18 protein-coding genes and 1 pseudogene are annotated in these 17109 nt (G+C 68.4%); 11 read left to right on the forward strand and 8 right to left on the reverse strand.

The genetic code is table 11. From position 1 onward, the window contains the following. Positions 1-71 precede the first annotated feature (71 nt). Together H0264_RS35815 and H0264_RS35820 are read right to left on the reverse strand one after the other, a co-directional pair. Complete coding sequence (locus H0264_RS35815; RefSeq protein ID WP_244976051.1) at positions 72-1472, reverse strand: family 2 encapsulin nanocompartment cargo protein terpene cyclase; 1401 nt, start codon at positions 1470-1472, stop codon at positions 72-74. Positions 1473-1616: 144 nt separating this feature from the next. Next, positions 1617-3566 carry a helix-turn-helix domain-containing protein gene (locus H0264_RS35820; RefSeq protein ID WP_181581629.1) on the reverse strand — a complete coding sequence of 650 codons (1950 nt, stop codon included), beginning with the start codon at positions 3564-3566 and terminating at the stop codon, positions 1617-1619. A 279-nt stretch (positions 3567-3845) separates the two neighbouring features. Between H0264_RS35820 and H0264_RS35825 the strand changes: the two genes are divergently transcribed. The 3 genes from H0264_RS35825 to H0264_RS35835 are packed head-to-tail and all read left to right on the forward strand — an operon-like array spanning position 3846 to position 7245. After that, positions 3846-5180 carry a tannase/feruloyl esterase family alpha/beta hydrolase gene (locus H0264_RS35825; RefSeq protein ID WP_181581630.1) on the forward strand — a complete coding sequence of 445 codons (1335 nt, stop codon included), beginning with the start codon at positions 3846-3848 and terminating at the stop codon, positions 5178-5180. Between the two features lie 35 nt (positions 5181-5215). Then, positions 5216-5905, forward strand: coding sequence for a DUF8020 domain-containing protein (locus H0264_RS35830; protein ID WP_181581631.1), 690 nt, complete (start codon positions 5216-5218; stop codon positions 5903-5905). Positions 5906-5922: 17 nt separating this feature from the next. Then, entirely contained in the window at positions 5923-7245 is a 1323-nt protein-coding gene (locus H0264_RS35835) for an extracellular catalytic domain type 2 short-chain-length polyhydroxyalkanoate depolymerase (protein ID WP_220139911.1), read from the forward strand. A gap of 72 nt (positions 7246-7317) precedes the next feature. Here H0264_RS35835 and H0264_RS35840 read toward each other — a convergent pair whose 3' ends face one another. Next, positions 7318-7692 carry a cupin domain-containing protein gene (locus tag H0264_RS35840; protein ID WP_181581632.1) on the reverse strand — a complete coding sequence of 125 codons (375 nt, stop codon included), beginning with the start codon at positions 7690-7692 and terminating at the stop codon, positions 7318-7320. Between the two features lie 48 nt (positions 7693-7740). Here H0264_RS35840 and H0264_RS35845 point away from each other — a divergent pair, with 48 nt between their 5' ends. Together H0264_RS35845 and H0264_RS35850 are read left to right on the forward strand one after the other, a co-directional pair. Continuing rightward, entirely contained in the window at positions 7741-8220 is a 480-nt protein-coding gene (locus tag H0264_RS35845) for a MarR family winged helix-turn-helix transcriptional regulator (RefSeq protein WP_231084342.1), read from the forward strand. A 149-nt stretch (positions 8221-8369) separates the two neighbouring features. Next, positions 8370-8999 carry an APA family fibronectin-binding glycoprotein gene (locus tag H0264_RS35850; RefSeq protein ID WP_181581633.1) on the forward strand — a complete coding sequence of 210 codons (630 nt, stop codon included), beginning with the start codon at positions 8370-8372 and terminating at the stop codon, positions 8997-8999. 3 nt (positions 9000-9002) lie between these two features. On the opposite strand, the gene H0264_RS35855 is transcribed toward H0264_RS35850, so the two are convergent. After that, positions 9003-9863, reverse strand: a complete 861-nt coding sequence (locus H0264_RS35855) for a GNAT family N-acetyltransferase (protein ID WP_181581634.1) — start codon at positions 9861-9863, stop codon at positions 9003-9005. Positions 9864-10001: 138 nt separating this feature from the next. On the opposite strand from H0264_RS35855, the gene H0264_RS35860 reads away from it, so the two are divergent. Next, on the forward strand, positions 10002-10316 hold the full coding sequence (locus tag H0264_RS35860; RefSeq protein ID WP_181581635.1) for a hypothetical protein: 315 nt from the start codon (positions 10002-10004) through the stop codon (positions 10314-10316). Between the two features lie 60 nt (positions 10317-10376). Continuing rightward, a complete protein-coding gene (locus H0264_RS35865; RefSeq protein WP_181581636.1) occupies positions 10377-11423 on the forward strand; it encodes a crotonase/enoyl-CoA hydratase family protein in 1047 nt (348 codons plus the stop codon). On the opposite strand, the gene H0264_RS35870 is transcribed toward H0264_RS35865, so the two are convergent. Continuing rightward, positions 11420-11884, reverse strand: a complete 465-nt coding sequence (locus tag H0264_RS35870) for a MarR family winged helix-turn-helix transcriptional regulator (RefSeq protein WP_181581637.1) — start codon at positions 11882-11884, stop codon at positions 11420-11422. The genes H0264_RS35865 and H0264_RS35870 overlap by 4 nt on opposite strands. A gap of 79 nt (positions 11885-11963) precedes the next feature. On the opposite strand from H0264_RS35870, the gene H0264_RS35875 reads away from it, so the two are divergent. Then, the gene (locus H0264_RS35875; protein ID WP_181581638.1) at positions 11964-12941 is read left to right on the forward strand and encodes a pirin family protein; all 978 of its coding nucleotides are present in this window, start codon (positions 11964-11966) and stop codon (positions 12939-12941) included. Positions 12942-13107: 166 nt separating this feature from the next. Further along, positions 13108-13410: an excalibur calcium-binding domain-containing protein gene (locus tag H0264_RS35880; RefSeq protein WP_181581639.1), complete on the forward strand. Its 303-nt coding sequence runs from the start codon at positions 13108-13110 to the stop codon at positions 13408-13410. Positions 13411-13469: 59 nt separating this feature from the next. Here the strand turns inward: H0264_RS35880 and H0264_RS35885 are convergent, their stop codons facing one another. After that, positions 13470-13694, reverse strand: a complete 225-nt coding sequence (locus H0264_RS35885) for a DUF3618 domain-containing protein (RefSeq protein WP_181581640.1) — start codon at positions 13692-13694, stop codon at positions 13470-13472. An 83-nt stretch (positions 13695-13777) separates the two neighbouring features. On the opposite strand from H0264_RS35885, the gene bcp reads away from it, so the two are divergent. Then, entirely contained in the window at positions 13778-14251 is a 474-nt protein-coding gene (gene bcp, locus H0264_RS35890) for a thioredoxin-dependent thiol peroxidase (RefSeq protein WP_181581641.1), read from the forward strand. Between the two features lie 130 nt (positions 14252-14381). Here bcp and H0264_RS35895 read toward each other — a convergent pair whose 3' ends face one another. Next, a complete protein-coding gene (locus H0264_RS35895) occupies positions 14382-15734 on the reverse strand; it encodes a DUF7159 family protein (RefSeq protein WP_181581642.1) in 1353 nt (450 codons plus the stop codon). 278 nt (positions 15735-16012) lie between these two features. Here H0264_RS35895 and H0264_RS35900 point away from each other — a divergent pair. After that, positions 16013-16659, forward strand: a pseudogene (locus tag H0264_RS35900) (TetR/AcrR family transcriptional regulator). 16 nt (positions 16660-16675) lie between these two features. Here H0264_RS35900 and acpS read toward each other — a convergent pair. Further along, on the reverse strand, positions 16676-17098 hold the full coding sequence (gene acpS / locus H0264_RS35905) for a holo-ACP synthase AcpS (protein ID WP_181581643.1): 423 nt from the start codon (positions 17096-17098) through the stop codon (positions 16676-16678). Positions 17099-17109 lie beyond the last annotated feature (11 nt).

A 17109-nucleotide genomic window follows, 5' to 3' on the forward strand; every position in this document is an offset into this window, starting at 1 on the left:
GGAAACAGCGATCAGGTGCGCGCCGCACTGGCGGACCTGATCGATGCGTACCGGGAGGAGATCGGGCGTGGCTACTTGTAGCGGGGGTTGGTGTTGTGCCATTCGAAGGAGCCGCCCATCCAGTTGCGGAGGCCGTGCAGGTAGAGGTGTAACTCCGGGGATGGGATGGCTTGCAGGGCATGGTGATCGGCTTCGAACTCGTGGACCATGCGGTTGTGGAGGGCGACGGTGATCTCGGTGGCTTGGGCTATGGAGCAGCCTCGGTCGGCGGCTATTTGGAGGACGATATTGCAGACGGGGGTTTCGTCGGCGGAGTCCTTTTTCACCGAGAGGAGGTCGTTGATGAGGACGGAGGCGGTGCCGGCGCGGAAGGCGGCGCGGCGGACTCGTTCGTCGTAGAAGAGGTTGGCGGGGACCTCGTAGCCGGCTACCGGGTCTATGAGGGTCATGGAGGTGTAGAAGGTGTCGTGCTGGCGGGCGGCGAGATACTCCCAGGCGGGCGGGGTTTCGCCGCCGTGGCGCCAGGCGGCGTAGGCGGTCCAGGAGACGAACATGGTGAAGGTGGAGTAGCAGGCGCGCTGCACCTGGGCGGGGGTGGCGTGGCGGCGCAGGTGGGATACGGCTGAGCCGAAGGCGCGCAGGACCTTGTCCTCGTGCAGGAGATCGTCGAGGGGTTCGCTGAATTCGCCGGCGTCGGGGAGGGGGTCGAGGGCGGCCATGGCCATGGTGAGGCGCTGCGGGAGGCGGGTGGGGTCGGCGCCGAGGGCGGAGTCGTCGGCGTAATAGTCGTCGGCCATCCACCAGGCGGTGTTCATTTGGGCGGCTACCAGGAGGCGGTCCGGGTCGTCGGAATCGGTGTGGGTCAGCATGACCAGGCGGCCGTAGCCGGTGTTGCGCAGCTTCGCGAGCTCGTCGGGGGTGAAACCGATCGACTCCGCCCAGGCGGCCAGGCGGTTGTCGACCTCCTCGGCGAGGCGGTCGTCGACGCGGGCGGCGGGCGGACAGTAGACGGGGGAGGCGGAGCCGTCACCCCATTCGAATTCCTGGTAGGGCTCGAGGTCGGCGGTCAGGCGGCGGATCGGGATGCGGAATGTGCTGCCGCCCAGCGCCTTTCCCGGTGCAAGCTCGTTGACCTTGACGGCGGCGGGTTCCGCCGCGGCGGCGAGTTCGGTCACCGAGGCGAGCTCACTGGCGAACGCGAGCCCTTGGCCTGACGCGAGCATGTTCAATGCCTCGGCGGACGGCTGGCCTGCATCCGGTTCAGGTACGGACTCCCGCGCCGGCGCGGTCTCCCTTTCCGGTGCCGCAGACTTCGGCTCGGGTGCCACCTCCGCGACGAACTTCCTGGCCAGTTCGGTTCCCAGTCCTCGCGGACCCTTGAGCAGTCCGGAGTGTGTGTCGTCGAGGAGGTCGGGGATGTCGCCCACTGCGACGGCGAGTTCATTGGTTTGAGGATTGCCGAGGGAGGTCATCGTGCTTCTTCCGCCGGAGGGTCGTCGGGTGGAGGCAACGCATGGTGGTGACACATCTACTGTCGGGGTTGCGACGCTGCGGCGCAGGCGATTGCGGGATTCCGTCGCTGCGAGTGCGCTGGCCGAAACCGACCGGCGCGCATGTCAGGCGGTGAAGACGTCGGCCTCGCGCAGGCGGTGGACGCGCAGGGCCAGTTGGATTTCGAGGGCGCGGTCGGGCGACTGCCAGCCCTCGCCGAGCAGGCCGGTGACGCGTTCCAGGCGCTGGGTGACCGTATTGACGTGGATGTGCAGGCGTTTGGCGCTGTTGCTGAGGCTGCAGCCGGTGTCGAAGTAGGTGTGCAGGGTGTGCAGGAGCGGGGTGCCGCGGCGCTCGTCGTAGTCGATGACCGGTCCGAGGGTGGTTCGCAGGAAGGCCAGGACGTCGGCGTGCCGGTCGAGGAGCAGGCCCGCGAAGCCGAGGGTGTCGGCTCCGGCGGCGGTGCCGGATTTGCCGAGGGCGTGCAGCGCCTGCACGCAACGGGTGGCCTGACTGTGGGCAGAGGCCGCCCGCGCCGGCAGATCGGCCGGTCCGGAACCGGCGACGGTGGCCGAGATGGACAGGGCCACACCGATTTCCCGCCACGCGTGCCGCGCCGCTGCGGCCGGGTCGGTGCCGGGCAGCAGCAGGACAGCGTGGTCGCCGCGATTGGCGGCCAGGCCGTGCCGGGCCAGGGCGTAGCTGGTGGCCCAGGCCGCCGCGCGGGGATGCTTGCCGTGGTCGACGACCACCAGCACGTGCGGGTTCGCGAGATCCACGCCGAGCAGTTCGGTGCGGCCGAGCAGCGCCTCGCGGTCGGGAACCCGGCCGTTCAGCAGATCGTCGAGCAGTTCGCCGCGCACCCGGCCCTCGGCCTCGGCGATGCTGCGGCGGAACAACAGCAGTAGCGCGGTCACCAGGGCCGCGCGTTCCAGAATCCGCTGATCCGAATCCGAGAGCTCCTCGGGATGATGCAGCACCAGCGTGCACAGTGGTTCGCTGCCCGCTCCCCCGCGCGCCGCCCACAATGATTTCAGATGCGCGGTGCGTCCGAGTTGCGCTGCCGCAACCGCGATTTCGCCGACGATGCGCTCGTCGTCGAGTAGTTCCCCGACGTCGCTCCCGAACTGTCCGTTGCCGGTTGTCGTTCCGGGCTTGTCGCGGCCGGTGGTTCCGGGCGAATCGACGCGGGCTATGCGACGACCGTCGGCGTCCAGCACGAGCAGTGCGCCGCCCAGGATGTCGGCTGCCACCGCTGCCACGTCTTCGACGCCGCCGCCGCGCACGACGAGGTCTGTCATGCGGTCGTGGGCCTGCGCGGCGCGCTCGACGGTGGTGTAGTGCGCGTGCATGGCCTCGTTGGCGGCGCTCAATTCCGCCAGGGCGGTGCGGGTTTCGGACAGGAGCCGGGCGGAGTCCAGGGCGACCGTGGCGTGGGCGGCCAAGGAGACGAGCAGGGCGATTTCTTCGGGGGCGTAGGGGCGGGCGCTGCGGTGGGAGGCGAACAGGACGCCGATCACGCGGCCGCCCAGTTTCAGCGGCACGCCGCAGATGGCGACTATGCCCTCCTCTCGCACCGCGTGGTCGATGCCGGAGGTGTGGTGGAAGCGGCTGTCGGCGAAGTAGTCACGGGTGGCGTAGGGCATGCCGGTTTGGGCGACGAGGCCGCCCAAACCGTCGCCCATGGAGAGGCGGCATTCCCGGAACGCCTGCGAGCCGCAGCCGTCGGTGACGCGCATGTAGGTGTCGCCGTGTTCGGGGTCGGGCAAGGTGATGTAGGCGGTGTCGGAGTGCAGCAGGCGGCGGGCGCGGTGCACGATGGCCCGCAGGACCGCGTCCACGTCGCGCAGGCCGGCGAGATCGCTGGCGGTGTCGACCAGCGCCGCGAGCTCGGCTTCCCGGCGGGACCGGCGTTCGAGCAGGGCGCGCACGCGCAGGGCGGACAACTTCGCGCGCTCGAGGTCGGCGAGGGTCGCCGCGGACGCACCGGCCGCGCGGGCCTCCAGGATCGGCCCTTCGAATTCGACCGGCGCGGCTTCCCGCTCGAGCAATTCCAGGAAGATCTCGCTGGTCATGGTGTTTCTACTGCCTTCCACGCTTCGAGATGTGATCTGGAACGCTATAGGTCCGGTCTGTGAGGGAGCGATGGAGATCACCCACATATTCGCTCGCTCGAACATGGGCGGAACCCACATGGCCGTCGTCGCCCGGCCGAGACCGGCAACCGCGACGCTCGCCGCCACTGTGGTGACCGCCGACACATCCCACTCTCGAAAAGTGGGCAGCGGCCACCTGGGCACGGCGCCCGGCGGTGAACAGAATTTCCGGCATTTCCCGTTCCCCGAGGAGCTCGAATGCCGTTGTTCCGCCGCCTGGCCGCACACACTTCCACCGCGACGGCCGCTATCGTCCTGGCGGGATCCGTTGCCGCCGTGGGTCTTTACGCGGTCCCGGAGGCCGGACCGTCCCCGGCCGGGTGTGCGGCCCCGCTGGTGCCGGGCGCACAGCATCAGATCGCCGCCTGCCTCGGCGACCTGACCACGGCGGGCACGGTCGCCTCCGGGCACACCGTGCCGGCCGACTGGGCGGGCCTGCACCCGGCGGGCGCGCAGAACCCCGCGACCGTGCCCGGCACGCAGATCGACGGCTACTTCCCCGACGACTCCACCACCAATGCCAACCATGGCTGGAATCACGACTCCCAGTTCGTGATTCGCTTGCCGGAACACTGGAACGGCGGCCTCGTGGTGGCGGGCACGCCCGGCAATCGCCGCCAGTACGCCAATGACTTCACCATCTCGGACTGGGTGCTGGCGCAGGGCTACGCCTATGCCGCCACCGACAAGGGCAATACCGGCGTGAACTTCTTCCGCGACGGCGCGGCTCCGGGCGATGCGATGCTCGAATGGCATCACCGGGTCACGCAGCTGACCGTCGCCGCCCAGGCCGTGGTGGCTCAGCGCTACGGGCGGCTCGCGGCGCACACGTATATGGCGGGCGTCTCCAATGGCGGGTATCTGGTGCGCTGGCAGTTGGAGAACGCGCCCTGGCTGTACGACGGCGGCGTCGACTGGGAGGGCACGCTGTGGTCCGACGCCGCGAACCCACTGTCGTCACTGCCGACCGTGCTCGCGAATTACCCTGACCAGCAATCGAATCCGGATGCACACGCCGCCGTGGTGGCTGCCGGATTCCCGGCCGAGTCCGAACCGCTGTGGGCCTACCACGCCAAGACCTACTGGGGTCTCACCCAGGGCATGTACCGTCAGGAACTCGATCCCGACTACACCGGCGACGAGGCCGTTTACGACTACGCGGCCCGCCCGGCGGCGGTGCGCGACGCGGTGGCGCGGATCGGGCTCACCGGGCGAATTCAGCGGCCGCTCATCACGATTCACGGCACCCTCGACGCGCTGCTACCCATCGGCGACTCCGATCGCTACGACGGCATGATCCGCGATCAGGGCCGCGCGGACCTGCACCGCTACTACCGCTTCGAGGGCGGCAATCACGTGGACGGCCTCTACGACCAGCATCCGGCGCTGCTGCGCCCGCTGCTGCCGTGCTTCCGCAGCGCCTTCACCGCACTCGAATCCTGGCTCACCGCAGGGCAATTGCCGCCCGCGAATGCCACTCTCCCGCGCCCCGCCTCGGGTGATCCGGCCAACGCCTGCGCCCTGAGCAACTGACCCCATCCCCGGAAACAGAAAGAAAGAAATCCCTGATGAAGCGAATCACCGCCGCCTCCGCGCTGCTCACCGCCTCGGTCTGCCTGGCCGCCGCGCCCGCCCACGCCGCACCCGAACCGGGCGAAGCGATCAACTACACCGCCACCAATACCGAGACGCAGACGATCATCCGCACCGACGCGGGTTCCATGGTCGTCGAGGACGGGGTGTTCAAGGTCAAGGCGGCCAACGGGACGACCGTGGCGGGCAGCGAATTGTCCTTCCGCGTAGACGATTTCGTCTTCCCGATCGCCGCGCAGATCACCGACCGCACGGCCACGCTGACTCCGCAGTTCGATCTGGCGCACGCGGTCTATCAACCGGTCGCCCTGCCGTACGAGAATCAGGCGCCGTGGAAGAGCGAGTACGAGCGTGAGCTGGCGGCCTGGAATCGCCTGACCAGCACCATCAGCATGGGCGCGACCGTCGGCACGCTGGTCGGCGGCATGGCGGGCGCGGCGGTCGGCTGCGTGCTGGGCGGGGTGGCACTGGGCGCGGTGACCGGGGTGCTCTCGCTCATGTTCGGCGCGCTGGGCGGGGCGGTCGTCGGCTGCCTCACCGGCATGTCCGTGGTCGGCTTCCTGGGCACACTGGCCGGCCAGCTGTTCGTGACCGCACCGGTCGCGATTCTGGCTGCGGCGCAGTACTTCACGACGATCAACCAACCCTTCAACACGGCCAAGTAAGCGACCGGGAGCCCGTCATGAAGTTACGAGAAGCACTGGCCGCCTTGACTGTTGCCGCCGGTGCGGTGGCCGTCGCTGTGGGTTCCGGGGCCGCCGCTGTCCCCGGGCCCACCCCGGAAGCCCTGCGGGGTTACAATATCAGCGACACCTATGTCTCGGGGGTTTCCTCGGGCGGATACATGGCCAATCAACTGCACGTCGCCTATTCGAGTGTCTTCGCGGGCGCGGGCATCTTCACCGCCGGTCCCTTCCGCTGCGCGGGGGACTTCGATTACGCCCAGCGCGCACAGCAGTCCTGTATGCAGAACCAGGCATACCCCGGGCGCAAGACTCCGGACCAATTGGCGACGGAGACACGGGATCTGGCGAATCAGGGCAAGGTCGACGCGGTCTCCAACCTGTCGGGCTCCCCCGTCTACCTCTATCACGGCACCAAGGACAACACGGTCGTGCAGGCCGTGAACGACGATCTCGCCCAGTACTATTCGGCGTTCGGCGCTGATGTCACCTACGACAAGAACACTGCCGCCGGGCACGCCTGGGTCAGCCCGCTCGGACCGGTCGCCTGCTCCGACACCCGGACGCCGTTCATCAACGACTGCGGCAATGATCCGGAACGGGACATGCTGCAGAAGCTGTTCGGCAGCGTCAGCGCACCGGTCGCCGCGCTCGACGGCAAGCTCGTGCAGTTCGATCAGAACGCCTACGCGCCCGGCGGCAATGCCAATGCGATCAGCATGGACGCCAAGGGTTTCGCCTATGTGCCGCAGTCCTGCGCCGATGGTGCGGCATGCCGGCTCATGGTCGCGCTGCACGGCTGCAAGCAGGGATACAGCTACACCGAGGCCGGTTCCCCCCTGGGCGATGCCTTCATGAAGCACGCGTACCTGAACGAGTACGCCGACAGCAACAGCATGATCGTGCTGTATCCGCAGGCGATTCCGCTCAGCAATGCCTCGACCACCAATCCGAACGGCTGCTGGAACTGGTGGGGCTACGGCGGCGACAGCGCCTACGCCGTGCATGGGGGCAAGCAGATCGAGGCGATCATGGCCATGGTGGAGAAGGTGAGCAGCGGCGGATCCACCACCCCGCCCACGACCACCCCGCCGACCACGACGCCTCCGACAACCACCACCCCTCCGACGACCCCACCCACCACGACCCCCGCACCCACCTGCGTGACAGATACCAACTACAACCACACCCAGGCCGGCCGCGCCCACCAGCAGCTCGGCACCGCCTACGCCAATGGTTCGAATCAGAACCTCGGCCTGTGGAACACCTTCACCAAGAGCACGATCAAGGAGACCCAGCCCGGCTACTGGGAGAAGTGCTGACGCACAACCGGCCACAACAGCAGGTGCCCCCGGCTTCGAAAGCCGGGGGCACCGCTCGTTCACCGACCCGCGTCAGTTCACCCACGGCGGGTTCACCACGGTGCCGTCCGCGAGCTCACCGGTGAAACCCACAGGGACGGTGACCAATACGACGGCGGGCTGTTCGCCGAGATTGCTCAACCGGATGGTCGAGCCCGCGGGCGCGAGCGCGGCGTCGCCGACCGCGAGGTCGGTGGTGACGCCCTCGACGGTCAGCGTCGGCCCGCCCGAGAGCACGACGAATGCCTCCTCCCGCAGGACGCGGTGGGCCACCCCCTCGGTACCGGGCGCGACCTCGACCCGCCACACGCACAGTTCGGTACTGCCCGTGCTGGGCCGGATGAGCGAGGTGAAGCGGGCATTGTGCATTTCGAAGACCTGGGCGGTAGCGGCTGTGGTCACGGGCATGGCGGGCTCCTCACTTGGTCAAGCAGATTGACTATATAGTCAAGCTTGTTGACCAAACTGTCAAGTGCCAAGATCGGAGGCATGCCCGCACCCGCCCAGGATCTGCCGTTTCTGCTGTTGGCCGCAGCCGCCGAAGTGACCGACGCGATCCACGAGGGCGTGGTGGCGGCCGGATTCGGCGACATCCGGCCGACCCACGGATTCGCCTTCGTGCGCATGGCGCCGAACGGGGCCACCGTCGTCGAGATCGCCGAGCACCTCGGGGTCACCAAGCAGGCGGCCAGCCAGCTCGTCGACGAACTCGTGAAAAAGGGCTACGCGGAACGCAATTCACACCCGCACGACGCCCGCGCCCGGTTGATCACGCTGACCGAGCGCGGCTGGGCCTGCACCCGCGCCGCCGACGCCGCAGCGGCGCGATTCGCCGAGCGCTGGGCGAGCACGCTGGGCGGCGGTGGTGTCGCCGAACTGCGAAACTTGCTCGCTCAGGTGGTGACGCCCGGCCGGGTGCGCCCGTCCATCCGCTGAGCGCCGGGCCGCACGGGCGCATGCCCCATTCCGCAGGACACGGGCGGTGCGCGGCGGCAATCGGCGGTGGCCCGATCGTGATCTTGTCGTGCGGCGTGCCGTGCTGCCGGGCAAACCGGGCTGAGCTGGGAACTTGTTAGTTTCGCGGGATGGATCCGAATCAGGCGCCGCCGCCGGAACCTGCTGTCACGCCGCAGGTGCGGCGGTGGGTGATCGTGGTCTGTGTACTCGCGCTGGTGGGGGCGCTGGCGGGAATCGGGTGGCTGGCGTTCCGGGAGGTGCGGCAGGACACCGAGGACAAGGGGCGGATATCGAGTGCGGCCGCAGGGATGAGTTTCGTGCCGCCGGAGGGGTGGACGGAACTGCCGGAGGAGGGGGACGGCGATCTGGTATTCGGGCAGGTGGCGCTGCAGCGGGCGGGGGCGGGCGGGATGATTCTGCTGGGGAAGTTGGATGGGTCGATGTTCGCGTCGGATCAGGCGGACGACGGGGCGGCGGCGTGTTCGCTGGGGTCGGGGATGGGCGAGTTCTTCTTTCCGGAATCCGGGATGCGGGTGGACAAGGAGAACCTGGATGTGAAAGGCCGTGCGGTGACCGGGAAGTCGTGTTTCTACCGGGTGCAGTTCGATCGGTCCACCAGCGCGCAGGCCGAGGTGTACGCGGCCGTGGTGCAGGCGCCCGACGAGCGGCGGTGGTGGGTCAGCTGGCTGGGTGACACGGAATCTCCGGTGGATCGGGCTGCCGCACAGAAGCTGGCGGAATCGATTCGGCCGCTGTAGCTCTCAGCCCAGTTCCAGTGAGGTGACGCCGAAGACCTTGTCCTGGTGGTGGTTCCGGACCCGGCCGGTGTACATGCGGGCCGTCTCGAAGCTGGGGGTGAGACCGGCCTCTGTCATGAGTTTCACGGCGGGTTCGTTGCGCAGGGGCACGTCCACCGCCAGCGGCGTGCCGGAGGCGAATTCGGCCAGGGCGGAAAGCAATTGGCGGGCGTCGGCGGCGGTGTCGGCGAACAGCGGGCCCACGCGCAGGCCATCGCGGGAGGGACGCGCCTGCGCGAAGCCGGTGAGTTCGCCGTCGACCACGCGCACGACCGTTCGGCGACCGGGTCCGCCCAGCCACTCCGCGAGGAACTCGGGGCGGTCCGCGGGCAGGCACGCCGAGTCGTAGCGGTAGACGGCGACGGCATCGTCCGGCGACATCGGCCGCACCGTCCCGTCGGTGGGCGGCAGGTCCGGCACACCCGCGAATCTCGCACTGCGATAAGCGAGTTCGAAGCCACTGCGACGATAGTTGTCCTGCTGATCAGGCACCCCGTCGAGGCCGACCACCCGGCCGCCCGCGTGCGCCAGGCCCGTCCGCCAGGTGGCCAGACCGAGCCCGTGGCCGCGCAGATCGGGCCGCACGAGGTAGAAGCCGAGGAAGGCGTAGTCGCTGCCGTAGTTGACGACCGAGATCGCCGACACCGGCTCACCGCCGAGCCGCCCGAGGAAGAACCCGTTCGGGTCCTGGGCGAAGAAGGCGGCCGCGTCGCCCGCACCCGGATTCCATCCCTCCCCGGCGGCCCATTCGGTGACGATCGCCCAGTCCTCGGGCGTGGCACGGTCGATGACGAGATCCTCGAGTCCGCTCACTGCGTCCGGCATAGGTCCACGGTAGCCGCCGCCGGGCCGCGACTCGCGGATCCGCTCGCGATCACCGGCATCCGAAGTGCCCGGAACCGTGTCGGCGTACAGGGGTAGGGTCGAGCCCGAACATCGACCCCTACCTGCGGAGTTTGCGATATGACCGACTACGCGCACTCCGATCACGCTGACCGCAGCCGTGAGGAGAAGGCGAAGCGACTGGCCGCCTACATCTGGCCGCGCGCGATCACCGGCGCCGAACTGCTGGACATGCCGATGCCGCAGCGCCGCAAGCTCGCCCGCGCCGCCGACGCCAACCCGCCGAGCACGGATGAGACCTGGCAGGTGGTGGCGCGGCTGCTGGACGAGAAGGACGCCTGGGCGGCCCGGCACCCCGAACACCCGGCCGCCCGGCGCGACCACGCCGACGAGAAGATCCTCTGGGTGAAACCACCGGTCAAACCCTGGGGCTGAGAACGCGAATGCCCGCCCGGACTCTTGACAGCAAGAAATGAACCGGGGTTCACTGCTTGAGTGGCACCCGATCACGAGAGCAAACCCGCCGAGAACCATGCCGGAACTCGGCCCGCGCCGTGGCGCGACGATCTGACCGGCGGCGATGATTCGCTGTTCGACGGCCGACCCGAGCCGGAGAGTGAATTCACCGGCCGCACACTGACTTACGAGGTGGACGGGCGGATCGCTCGGATCACCTTCAATCGGCCCGAGCAGGGCAATGCGGTCACCTCCGACACTCCGATCGAGCTGGCCGCCGCCGTCGAGCGCGCCGATCTCGATCCGCGGGTGCATGTGATCGTCGTCAGCGGGCGCGGCAAGGGATTCTGCGGCGGGTACGACCTGTCGATCTTCGCGGAGAACAGCTTCGCGCCCGCCGAGGGCGCGCAGCCCACCGAGGGCACCGTGCTCGATCCGGTGGTGCAGGCGCGCAACCACAATCCCTGGGGCACTTGGGATCCCATGGTGGACTACGCCATGATGTCGCGGTTCAACCGGGGTTTCAGCAGTCTGCTGCACGCCAACAAGCCGACCGTGGCCAAGGTGCACGGGTTCGCCATTGCCGGTGGCACCGATATCGCGTTGTTCGCCGATCAGATCATCTGCGCCGAGGATGCCCGGTTCGGGTACCCGCCCACCCGGACCTGGGGTATCCCGGCGGCGGGCATGTGGGCGCATCGGGTCGGTGATCAGCGCGCCAAGCGGCTGCTGTTCACCGGGGACAGCCTCAGCGGCAAGCAGGCCGAGGAGTGGGGGCTGGCCATCGAGGCGCCGCCGGCCGATCAGCTCGACGAGCGCACCGAAGAACTGCTGCAACGGATTTCGCGCGTGCCGATCAATCAGCTGGTGATGGCGAAGCTGGCGCTCAACAGTGCATTGCTCAGCCAGGGCGTGGCGACCTCGGGCATGATCAGCACCGTCTTCGACGGCATCTCCCGGCATACCCGCGAGGGCTACGGCTTCCAATTGCGTGCCGCCACAGCCGGTTTCCGCGAGGCTGTGCGCGAGCGCGACGAACCGTTCGGCGACTGGAAGCGAGCCCAGTTCGACCGGCCGGAAAGCTAGATGCCGCCGGGCAGATCGGTGCGCTCGACCTCGGCGACCACCTTCGCCGACAGTGAGCGCAGCGCCGCCGCCTCGCTGTCGTTCATCTCGTCGATGAACAGCCGCCGCACCAGGTCCACGTGATTGGGCGCGGCGGTCTCCAGTGCCCGCCGCCCTTCGTCGGTCAGCCGCACCTCGCGCCCGCGCGCGTCCTCGGCAGCCTGGCATCGATCGACCAGACCCCGCGCCGCCATGCGCGACAGATGCTTGGACAGCCGGCTCTTGTCCCAGCAGATCTCGCTGCCGAGCTCCTTGGCCCGCATGGTCCCGCCGGCGGCCGAAAGCGCGACCAGCACCTCGTAGTCCGAAGGGGACATGCCGTCCTGGGCCAGCCCGGCCGCGATGGCGGCATCGAGCCGCTGCCGCATCCTGATGAAGGCCTGCCAGGTCGTCTGTTCCTCGTCGGTCAGCCAGCGCACCATGGAATACATCTTAGCCCCGCTTGGTTGACATGGACACCAAGACCCCGCCGGAGTGCCCGGCACCCAGCTAGGAGGCGTCATGCCCGCCATCACCGTCGACGACATCCTGGTTCTGCCGCGGTTGCCGCGGCCCGATGTCACCAGCGTGCAGCGGCCCGTGCGGACCGTGGTCACCGCGGAGACCCAGCACGAGGGCGCGGGTTTCCAGGTGCGCCGGCCGTTCCCGAGTCTCGGGCTGCGCACGGCCGACCCGTTCATCCTGCTCGATGAGATGGGTCCGGTGACGTATGAACCGCACGAGGCCAAGGGCGCGCCGTGGCATCCGCATCGCGGGTTCGAGACGGTCACCTACGTGCTCGACGGGACGATGGTGCACCACGACTCGCACGGCGGCGGCGGGGTGATCTCCGAGGGCGACACCCAGTGGATGACCGCCGGGTCCGGCATCCTGCACGACGAGCTGCCGAGCGAGCAGATCGTCATGGCGGGCGGGCGCATGCACGGCTTCCAGCTGTGGGTGAACCTGCCGCGCGCGCAGAAGATGGCAGCCCCGCGCTACCAGGATCTGCGGGCGCAGGAGCTGATGCTGGTCAGCTCGCACGACGGTGGCGCACTGATGCGCATCATCGCCGGGAATATCGGCGGATTCGAGGGGCCGGGTTCCACGCATACGCCGATCGCTTATGCGCATGCCTCTATCTCACCGGGTGGTCAGCTGGAAACCCTTTGGCCGCAACAGTTCACGGCCATGGTGTACGTGATCTCCGGTAGCGGAACGGTCGGGGCGGAGCGGCGGCCGGTGCGCGCGGGGCAGCTGGTGGTGCTCGGCAAGGGTGATTCCCTGGTGATTTCTTCGGATACGAAACAAGATTCGCTCACCGGCGATATGGAAGTGCTGCTGCTGGGCGGGCAACCCCTGCGGGAACCCGTCGTGCAGTACGGACCGTTCGTCATGAATACACGTCAGGAGATCATCGATGCCGTCGAGGATTTCCAAGCCGGACGAATGGGACGTATTCCGGCGGAACATCTTTCCGGAAAGCGCCTCGGCGCATAGGCTCCCACCTCGATGGATAGCTCATCCGGTTGACAATGCAACGTTCCGCCAGAACAGTAGACGCCGAACCCGGACCGGTCACCGTGCCGCACCCCCGCAGCAGCGGTGGCAATCCGCGCCGAGCCGGGTCGCAACCCCCACCTACTGCGCCGACATTGAGGAATAAATGAACGTTCGCCGGCTTCTCGTCACCGCCAGCGTCGCGGGACTGACGACCCTCGCAGCCCCCTCCATGATTGCCCTTGCCGATGTGCCCACCGGATCGTCGGGCACCGGCTCCTCCACCATCGACACCGGCTCCGGCGCGACCGGTTCGCAGAACCTGACCCAGACCGGTTCCGCGGGCGGCTCGTACCGCAACTGCGACGATGTGCGCGCGGCCGGCAAGGCCCCGATCTTCCGCGGCGAGCCCGGTTACGGCCCGCACCTGGATCCCGACGGCGACGGATTCGCCTGCCCCACCGTCTGATTCGCAGACAAACAAAAACACCCGGCGCCCTGCGGCACCGGGTGTTTTGCTGTTCACGCCTACCGGCGGAAGAGCTTGACCAGCACCAGCACGCCGACCAGCGCGCCCGCGCCGATGAGGCTGTACTTGATCTTCGGCTCGTTCACCTTCGCCACGAACGCCTGCTTGGTGTTGTCGGCCAGCCGCTGCGGATCGGCCCGCACCGCGAGTTCGTCGAGGGTGTTCGCGAGCCGGTTACGCGCGGCCTCGATCTCGCGCTCGATCGCCTCGGTATCTCTCGCCACGTCACACTCCTGTCTAAGGGGGCATCTGCCTGCCTGGAGTGTATCGCTCACAGGCTGTCCGGCCCGTCCACTACGGTGCAGGCATGACCGAGAACCACCGACTCAGTCCCGGCGACACCGCCCCCGCCTTCACGCTGCTCGATGCCGACGGCAAGGAGGTGTCACTGTCCGACTACCGCGGGCGCAAGGTGATCGTCTACTTCTACCCCGCCGCGAGCACCCCCGGCTGCACCAAGCAGGCGTGCGACTTCCGCGACAGCCTGAGCGAACTCAACGAGGCCGGCATCGACGTGCTCGGCATCTCCCCCGACAAGCCCGCCAAGCTCGCCAAATTCCGCGACAACGAAGGACTCACCTTCCCGCTGCTGTCCGACCCCGACAAGCAGGTGCTGTCGGCCTACGGCGCCTTCGGCGAGAAGACCATGTACGGCAAGACCGTCGTCGGCGTCATCCGCTCCACCTTCCTCGTCGACGAAAACGGGAAGATCGAAGTGGCGCAATACAACGTCCGCGCGACGGGCCACGTGGCCAAACTGCGCCGCGACATCTCTGTATAGACCTCCGCACAGACCCCCGCGAGAAACAACCGCGCCGGATGACTCGCAGGAGAGTCATCCGGCGGCGGCTCGATCCCGGAGCGGCCCGGGATCGCCGGGATAAGGCCGGGTTCGGCTTGTGCGGGTGCGGCTAAACCTTCGGCAGCATCTGCGCGGCCCACTGGAGCATCATGTGCCAGTGGTTGTCCCACCACTTGGCGAACTCCGGGGTGCCGAGCGGGGGCGGGGCCATTTCGCCGGGGAACAGGCCGCCTTCGGTGGGTGCGCCCGCCGGGTGGGTGGGCGCGGGGATGATGCCCGCAGGGCTGGTGCTGCTCTCCGAATCGGATTCCGGCTGGCTCTTGATGAGCGGCTTGGTGGGACGCCAATCCGCGGGCTGCGCCTCGGAATTCCCGCCCCAGTTGTTGAGGGTGGCCGGATCGACGGTCACCACATCGGGTTCCGGCGCGACCTCGGGGGCGAGCTGCTCCTCGGGCAGTTGCAGGCCCGCGTCGGTGGGAGTGGGGACGCCCTCGGGCACCACGGCCTCGGGGACCGGGAACCCCTCGGGCAGGCCCTCGACGACCTCACCGGCGGAACCGGTGCCGGGCAGGCCGGGTGCGGCGGGTTCGCCGATCTTCTGCTCGGGATTGGTGTGCCCGTCGGCGGAGATGCGCGAGTCGATGAGCCGCGGCTCCTGCACGGTCTTGGTATTGCTGCTGGTGGCGTACACGCCGCCGGCGACCAGACCGCCCGCGAGCACGCTGGCCGCGGCGAACAGGGCGGCCGTGCCGCGCGCCCGGCGAATGCGCTCGGCCGCCTCGCCCGCGAATTCGGTCTCCGGCAGCGCGGCCAGGGCCGCACCGATGGCCGGAGCGGCGGTGGCCACCCGGCACGGGATGACCGGTGCGCCGAAGCCCGCCTCCAGCGCCGCCACCACGGCGGATTCTCTTGCGGCGGAACCGATCAGCACCACGGCGTCGGGCTTGACCCCGGCCGCGTCGAACTGGTCCCAGGCGGCGGTGACGGCCGCGCGCATGGACTCCTCGGTCTCGGCGGCGCCGGCCAGGCTGACGGCGGCGAGCACGCGGGAACGATCGGAATCGATGAGGGAGAACGCCTGGAAGCCGGGCACCACCTCGCAGACGGCGAGGTCCTCGAATTCGTCCACCCAGGTCATGGCGCGGGAGACGGCCAGATGCGCGGCCTTCGACGACACCAGCGACGCCTCGTGCCACGGGCCCGCCGCCAGCTTGGTGACGATGGCACGGCGCTCGGCCGCATCGCGGTAGGCCACCGCCGCGCCCACGACCTCACGGTCGGGCCCGAGTTTGGCGGCCATCTCCTCCAGCACCAGTTCGACCGCCGCGGCCAGATCGGCCTTGGTATCGCCGGTGACCTTCTCCGTCCGCTCCATGACCACGCGCTCGGCCAGCTTCTCGCCATGGTCGGCGAGGGCCACGGCGCGCACGGTGCCGCGTTCGGTGGCCACCCCGATGGTCACCGCGGAACGAACAACAGCAGAAGCAACCACAGATCAGCCTTCCAACGTCGTCGCAAGCGAGAGGCGTGCAGCTGAGAAGCAGCTGCGATGAAGGTTCGGAGCCGTTCCCGGTGCGGATGGGTCGCAACCTACGGCGAGATAGGGACACACGAAGCACCGCAGCGTGTCATCGGAGTGTCGCTACCTATAGGCTTTCGAACGTGGAAGCGCGCACGGGAACCAGGTCGGCACGACGACCGGACCCTGCGTTGGAGCTGCAAGACGACCCGCAGGAACTGATGCCCCGTCGCCGGCCCACGCAGGAACGGAGCAAGAGGAAGTTCGACGCGCTCTTGCAGTCCTCGCGAGAGTTGCTGGTGGAGGTCGGATTCGAATCCTTCACCTGCGAAGAGGTCGCGGCCCGTGCGGAAGTGCCGATCGGCACGCTCTACCAGTTTTCTTCGCCAACAAATACGTGATCGTGTGCGAGCTCAATCGCCAAGACCTGGTGGCGGTTTCACAGGAGCTCTCGGACTTCCACGGCGAGATCCCGTCCATGGACTGGCTGCGGCATATGAACGCGCTGGTCGATCACCTGGCCGACCTGTGGATGACCGACCCGTCGCGGCGCGAGGTGTGGCTGGCCATGCAGTCCACGCCGTCCACGCGCGCGACCGGGGCCATTCACGAGAAGGAATTCGCCGAGGCCGTCGCGCAGATGCTGCGGCCGCTGATGCCGCGCACCCCGCGCGGGCGGCGGTCCATGATGGCGCAGGTGCTGGTGCACGTCGTGTACTCGATGCTGAATTTCTCGGTGCAGGACGGGCTCTCGCACGAGGACGCGGTGGCCGAGCTGAAGCGGCTCATGGTGGCGTATCTGCTCATCGCGGAGAAGGAATCCCGGACCGGCGGCCAGCGTCTGATCGCCGATCCCGAAATGGGCTGAGCCGGGATGGATTGAGCTAGTTACCGATTAGATCCGCTAGTTCGCCCGGATCTTCCAGCACCACCATGGCGGCCGCCGTATCGCCGTCGTGGGTCAGCGACAGGTGCACCCGCACCCGGGGCAGGAATTCGGCTGCGAGACCGTGCAATTTGATGCTGGGGCGGCCCCAGGCGTCGTTCACGACCTCGATCAAGGGATACGGGTTGTCGCCGATCTGCGGACTGCGTGCGAAGCGAGAAGACGCCCACGCCTTGATGACCGCCTCTTTGGCGGCCCAGCGGGTGGCGTAACTGCGGGCCGGGTCGGTGCCCTTGCTCTGGCAGTAGCGCCGCTCCCCTGCGGTGAAACTCTCCCGGAGCATGGTGGTTCCGGTGCGTTCCAGTTGTTCGGCGAACTCGGAGATGGTGACCAAGTCCAGGCCGATACCAAGGATCGTCACAGTGCGGGACT

Source organism: Nocardia huaxiensis, assembly GCF_013744875.1.
GTDB lineage: Bacteria > Actinomycetota > Actinomycetes > Mycobacteriales > Mycobacteriaceae > Nocardia > Nocardia huaxiensis.

Bases quoted from the DNA above. Each gene is read 5' to 3' on its own strand.
- H0264_RS35835 (WP_220139911.1), top strand. From the start codon at position 5,923: ATGAAGTTACGAGAAGCACTGGCCGCCTTGACTGTTGCCGCCGGTGCG.
- H0264_RS35820 (WP_181581629.1), bottom strand. From the start codon at position 3,566: ATGACCAGCGAGATCTTCCTGGAATTGCTCGAGCGGGAAGCCGCGCCG.
- bcp (WP_181581641.1), top strand. From the start codon at position 13,778: ATGACCGAGAACCACCGACTCAGTCCCGGCGACACCGCCCCCGCCTTC.
- H0264_RS35875 (WP_181581638.1), top strand. From the start codon at position 11,964: ATGCCCGCCATCACCGTCGACGACATCCTGGTTCTGCCGCGGTTGCCG.
- H0264_RS35825 (WP_181581630.1), top strand. From the start codon at position 3,846: ATGCCGTTGTTCCGCCGCCTGGCCGCACACACTTCCACCGCGACGGCC.
- H0264_RS35870 (WP_181581637.1), bottom strand. From the start codon at position 11,884: ATGGTGCGCTGGCTGACCGACGAGGAACAGACGACCTGGCAGGCCTTC.
- H0264_RS35850 (WP_181581633.1), top strand. From the start codon at position 8,370: ATGGATCCGAATCAGGCGCCGCCGCCGGAACCTGCTGTCACGCCGCAG.
- H0264_RS35840 (WP_181581632.1), bottom strand. From the start codon at position 7,692: ATGCCCGTGACCACAGCCGCTACCGCCCAGGTCTTCGAAATGCACAAT.
- H0264_RS35815 (WP_244976051.1), bottom strand. From the start codon at position 1,472: ATGACCTCCCTCGGCAATCCTCAAACCAATGAACTCGCCGTCGCAGTG.
- H0264_RS35860 (WP_181581635.1), top strand. From the start codon at position 10,002: ATGACCGACTACGCGCACTCCGATCACGCTGACCGCAGCCGTGAGGAG.
- H0264_RS35830 (WP_181581631.1), top strand. From the start codon at position 5,216: ATGAAGCGAATCACCGCCGCCTCCGCGCTGCTCACCGCCTCGGTCTGC.
- H0264_RS35855 (WP_181581634.1), bottom strand. From the start codon at position 9,863: ATGCCGGACGCAGTGAGCGGACTCGAGGATCTCGTCATCGACCGTGCC.
- H0264_RS35880 (WP_181581639.1), top strand. From the start codon at position 13,108: ATGAACGTTCGCCGGCTTCTCGTCACCGCCAGCGTCGCGGGACTGACG.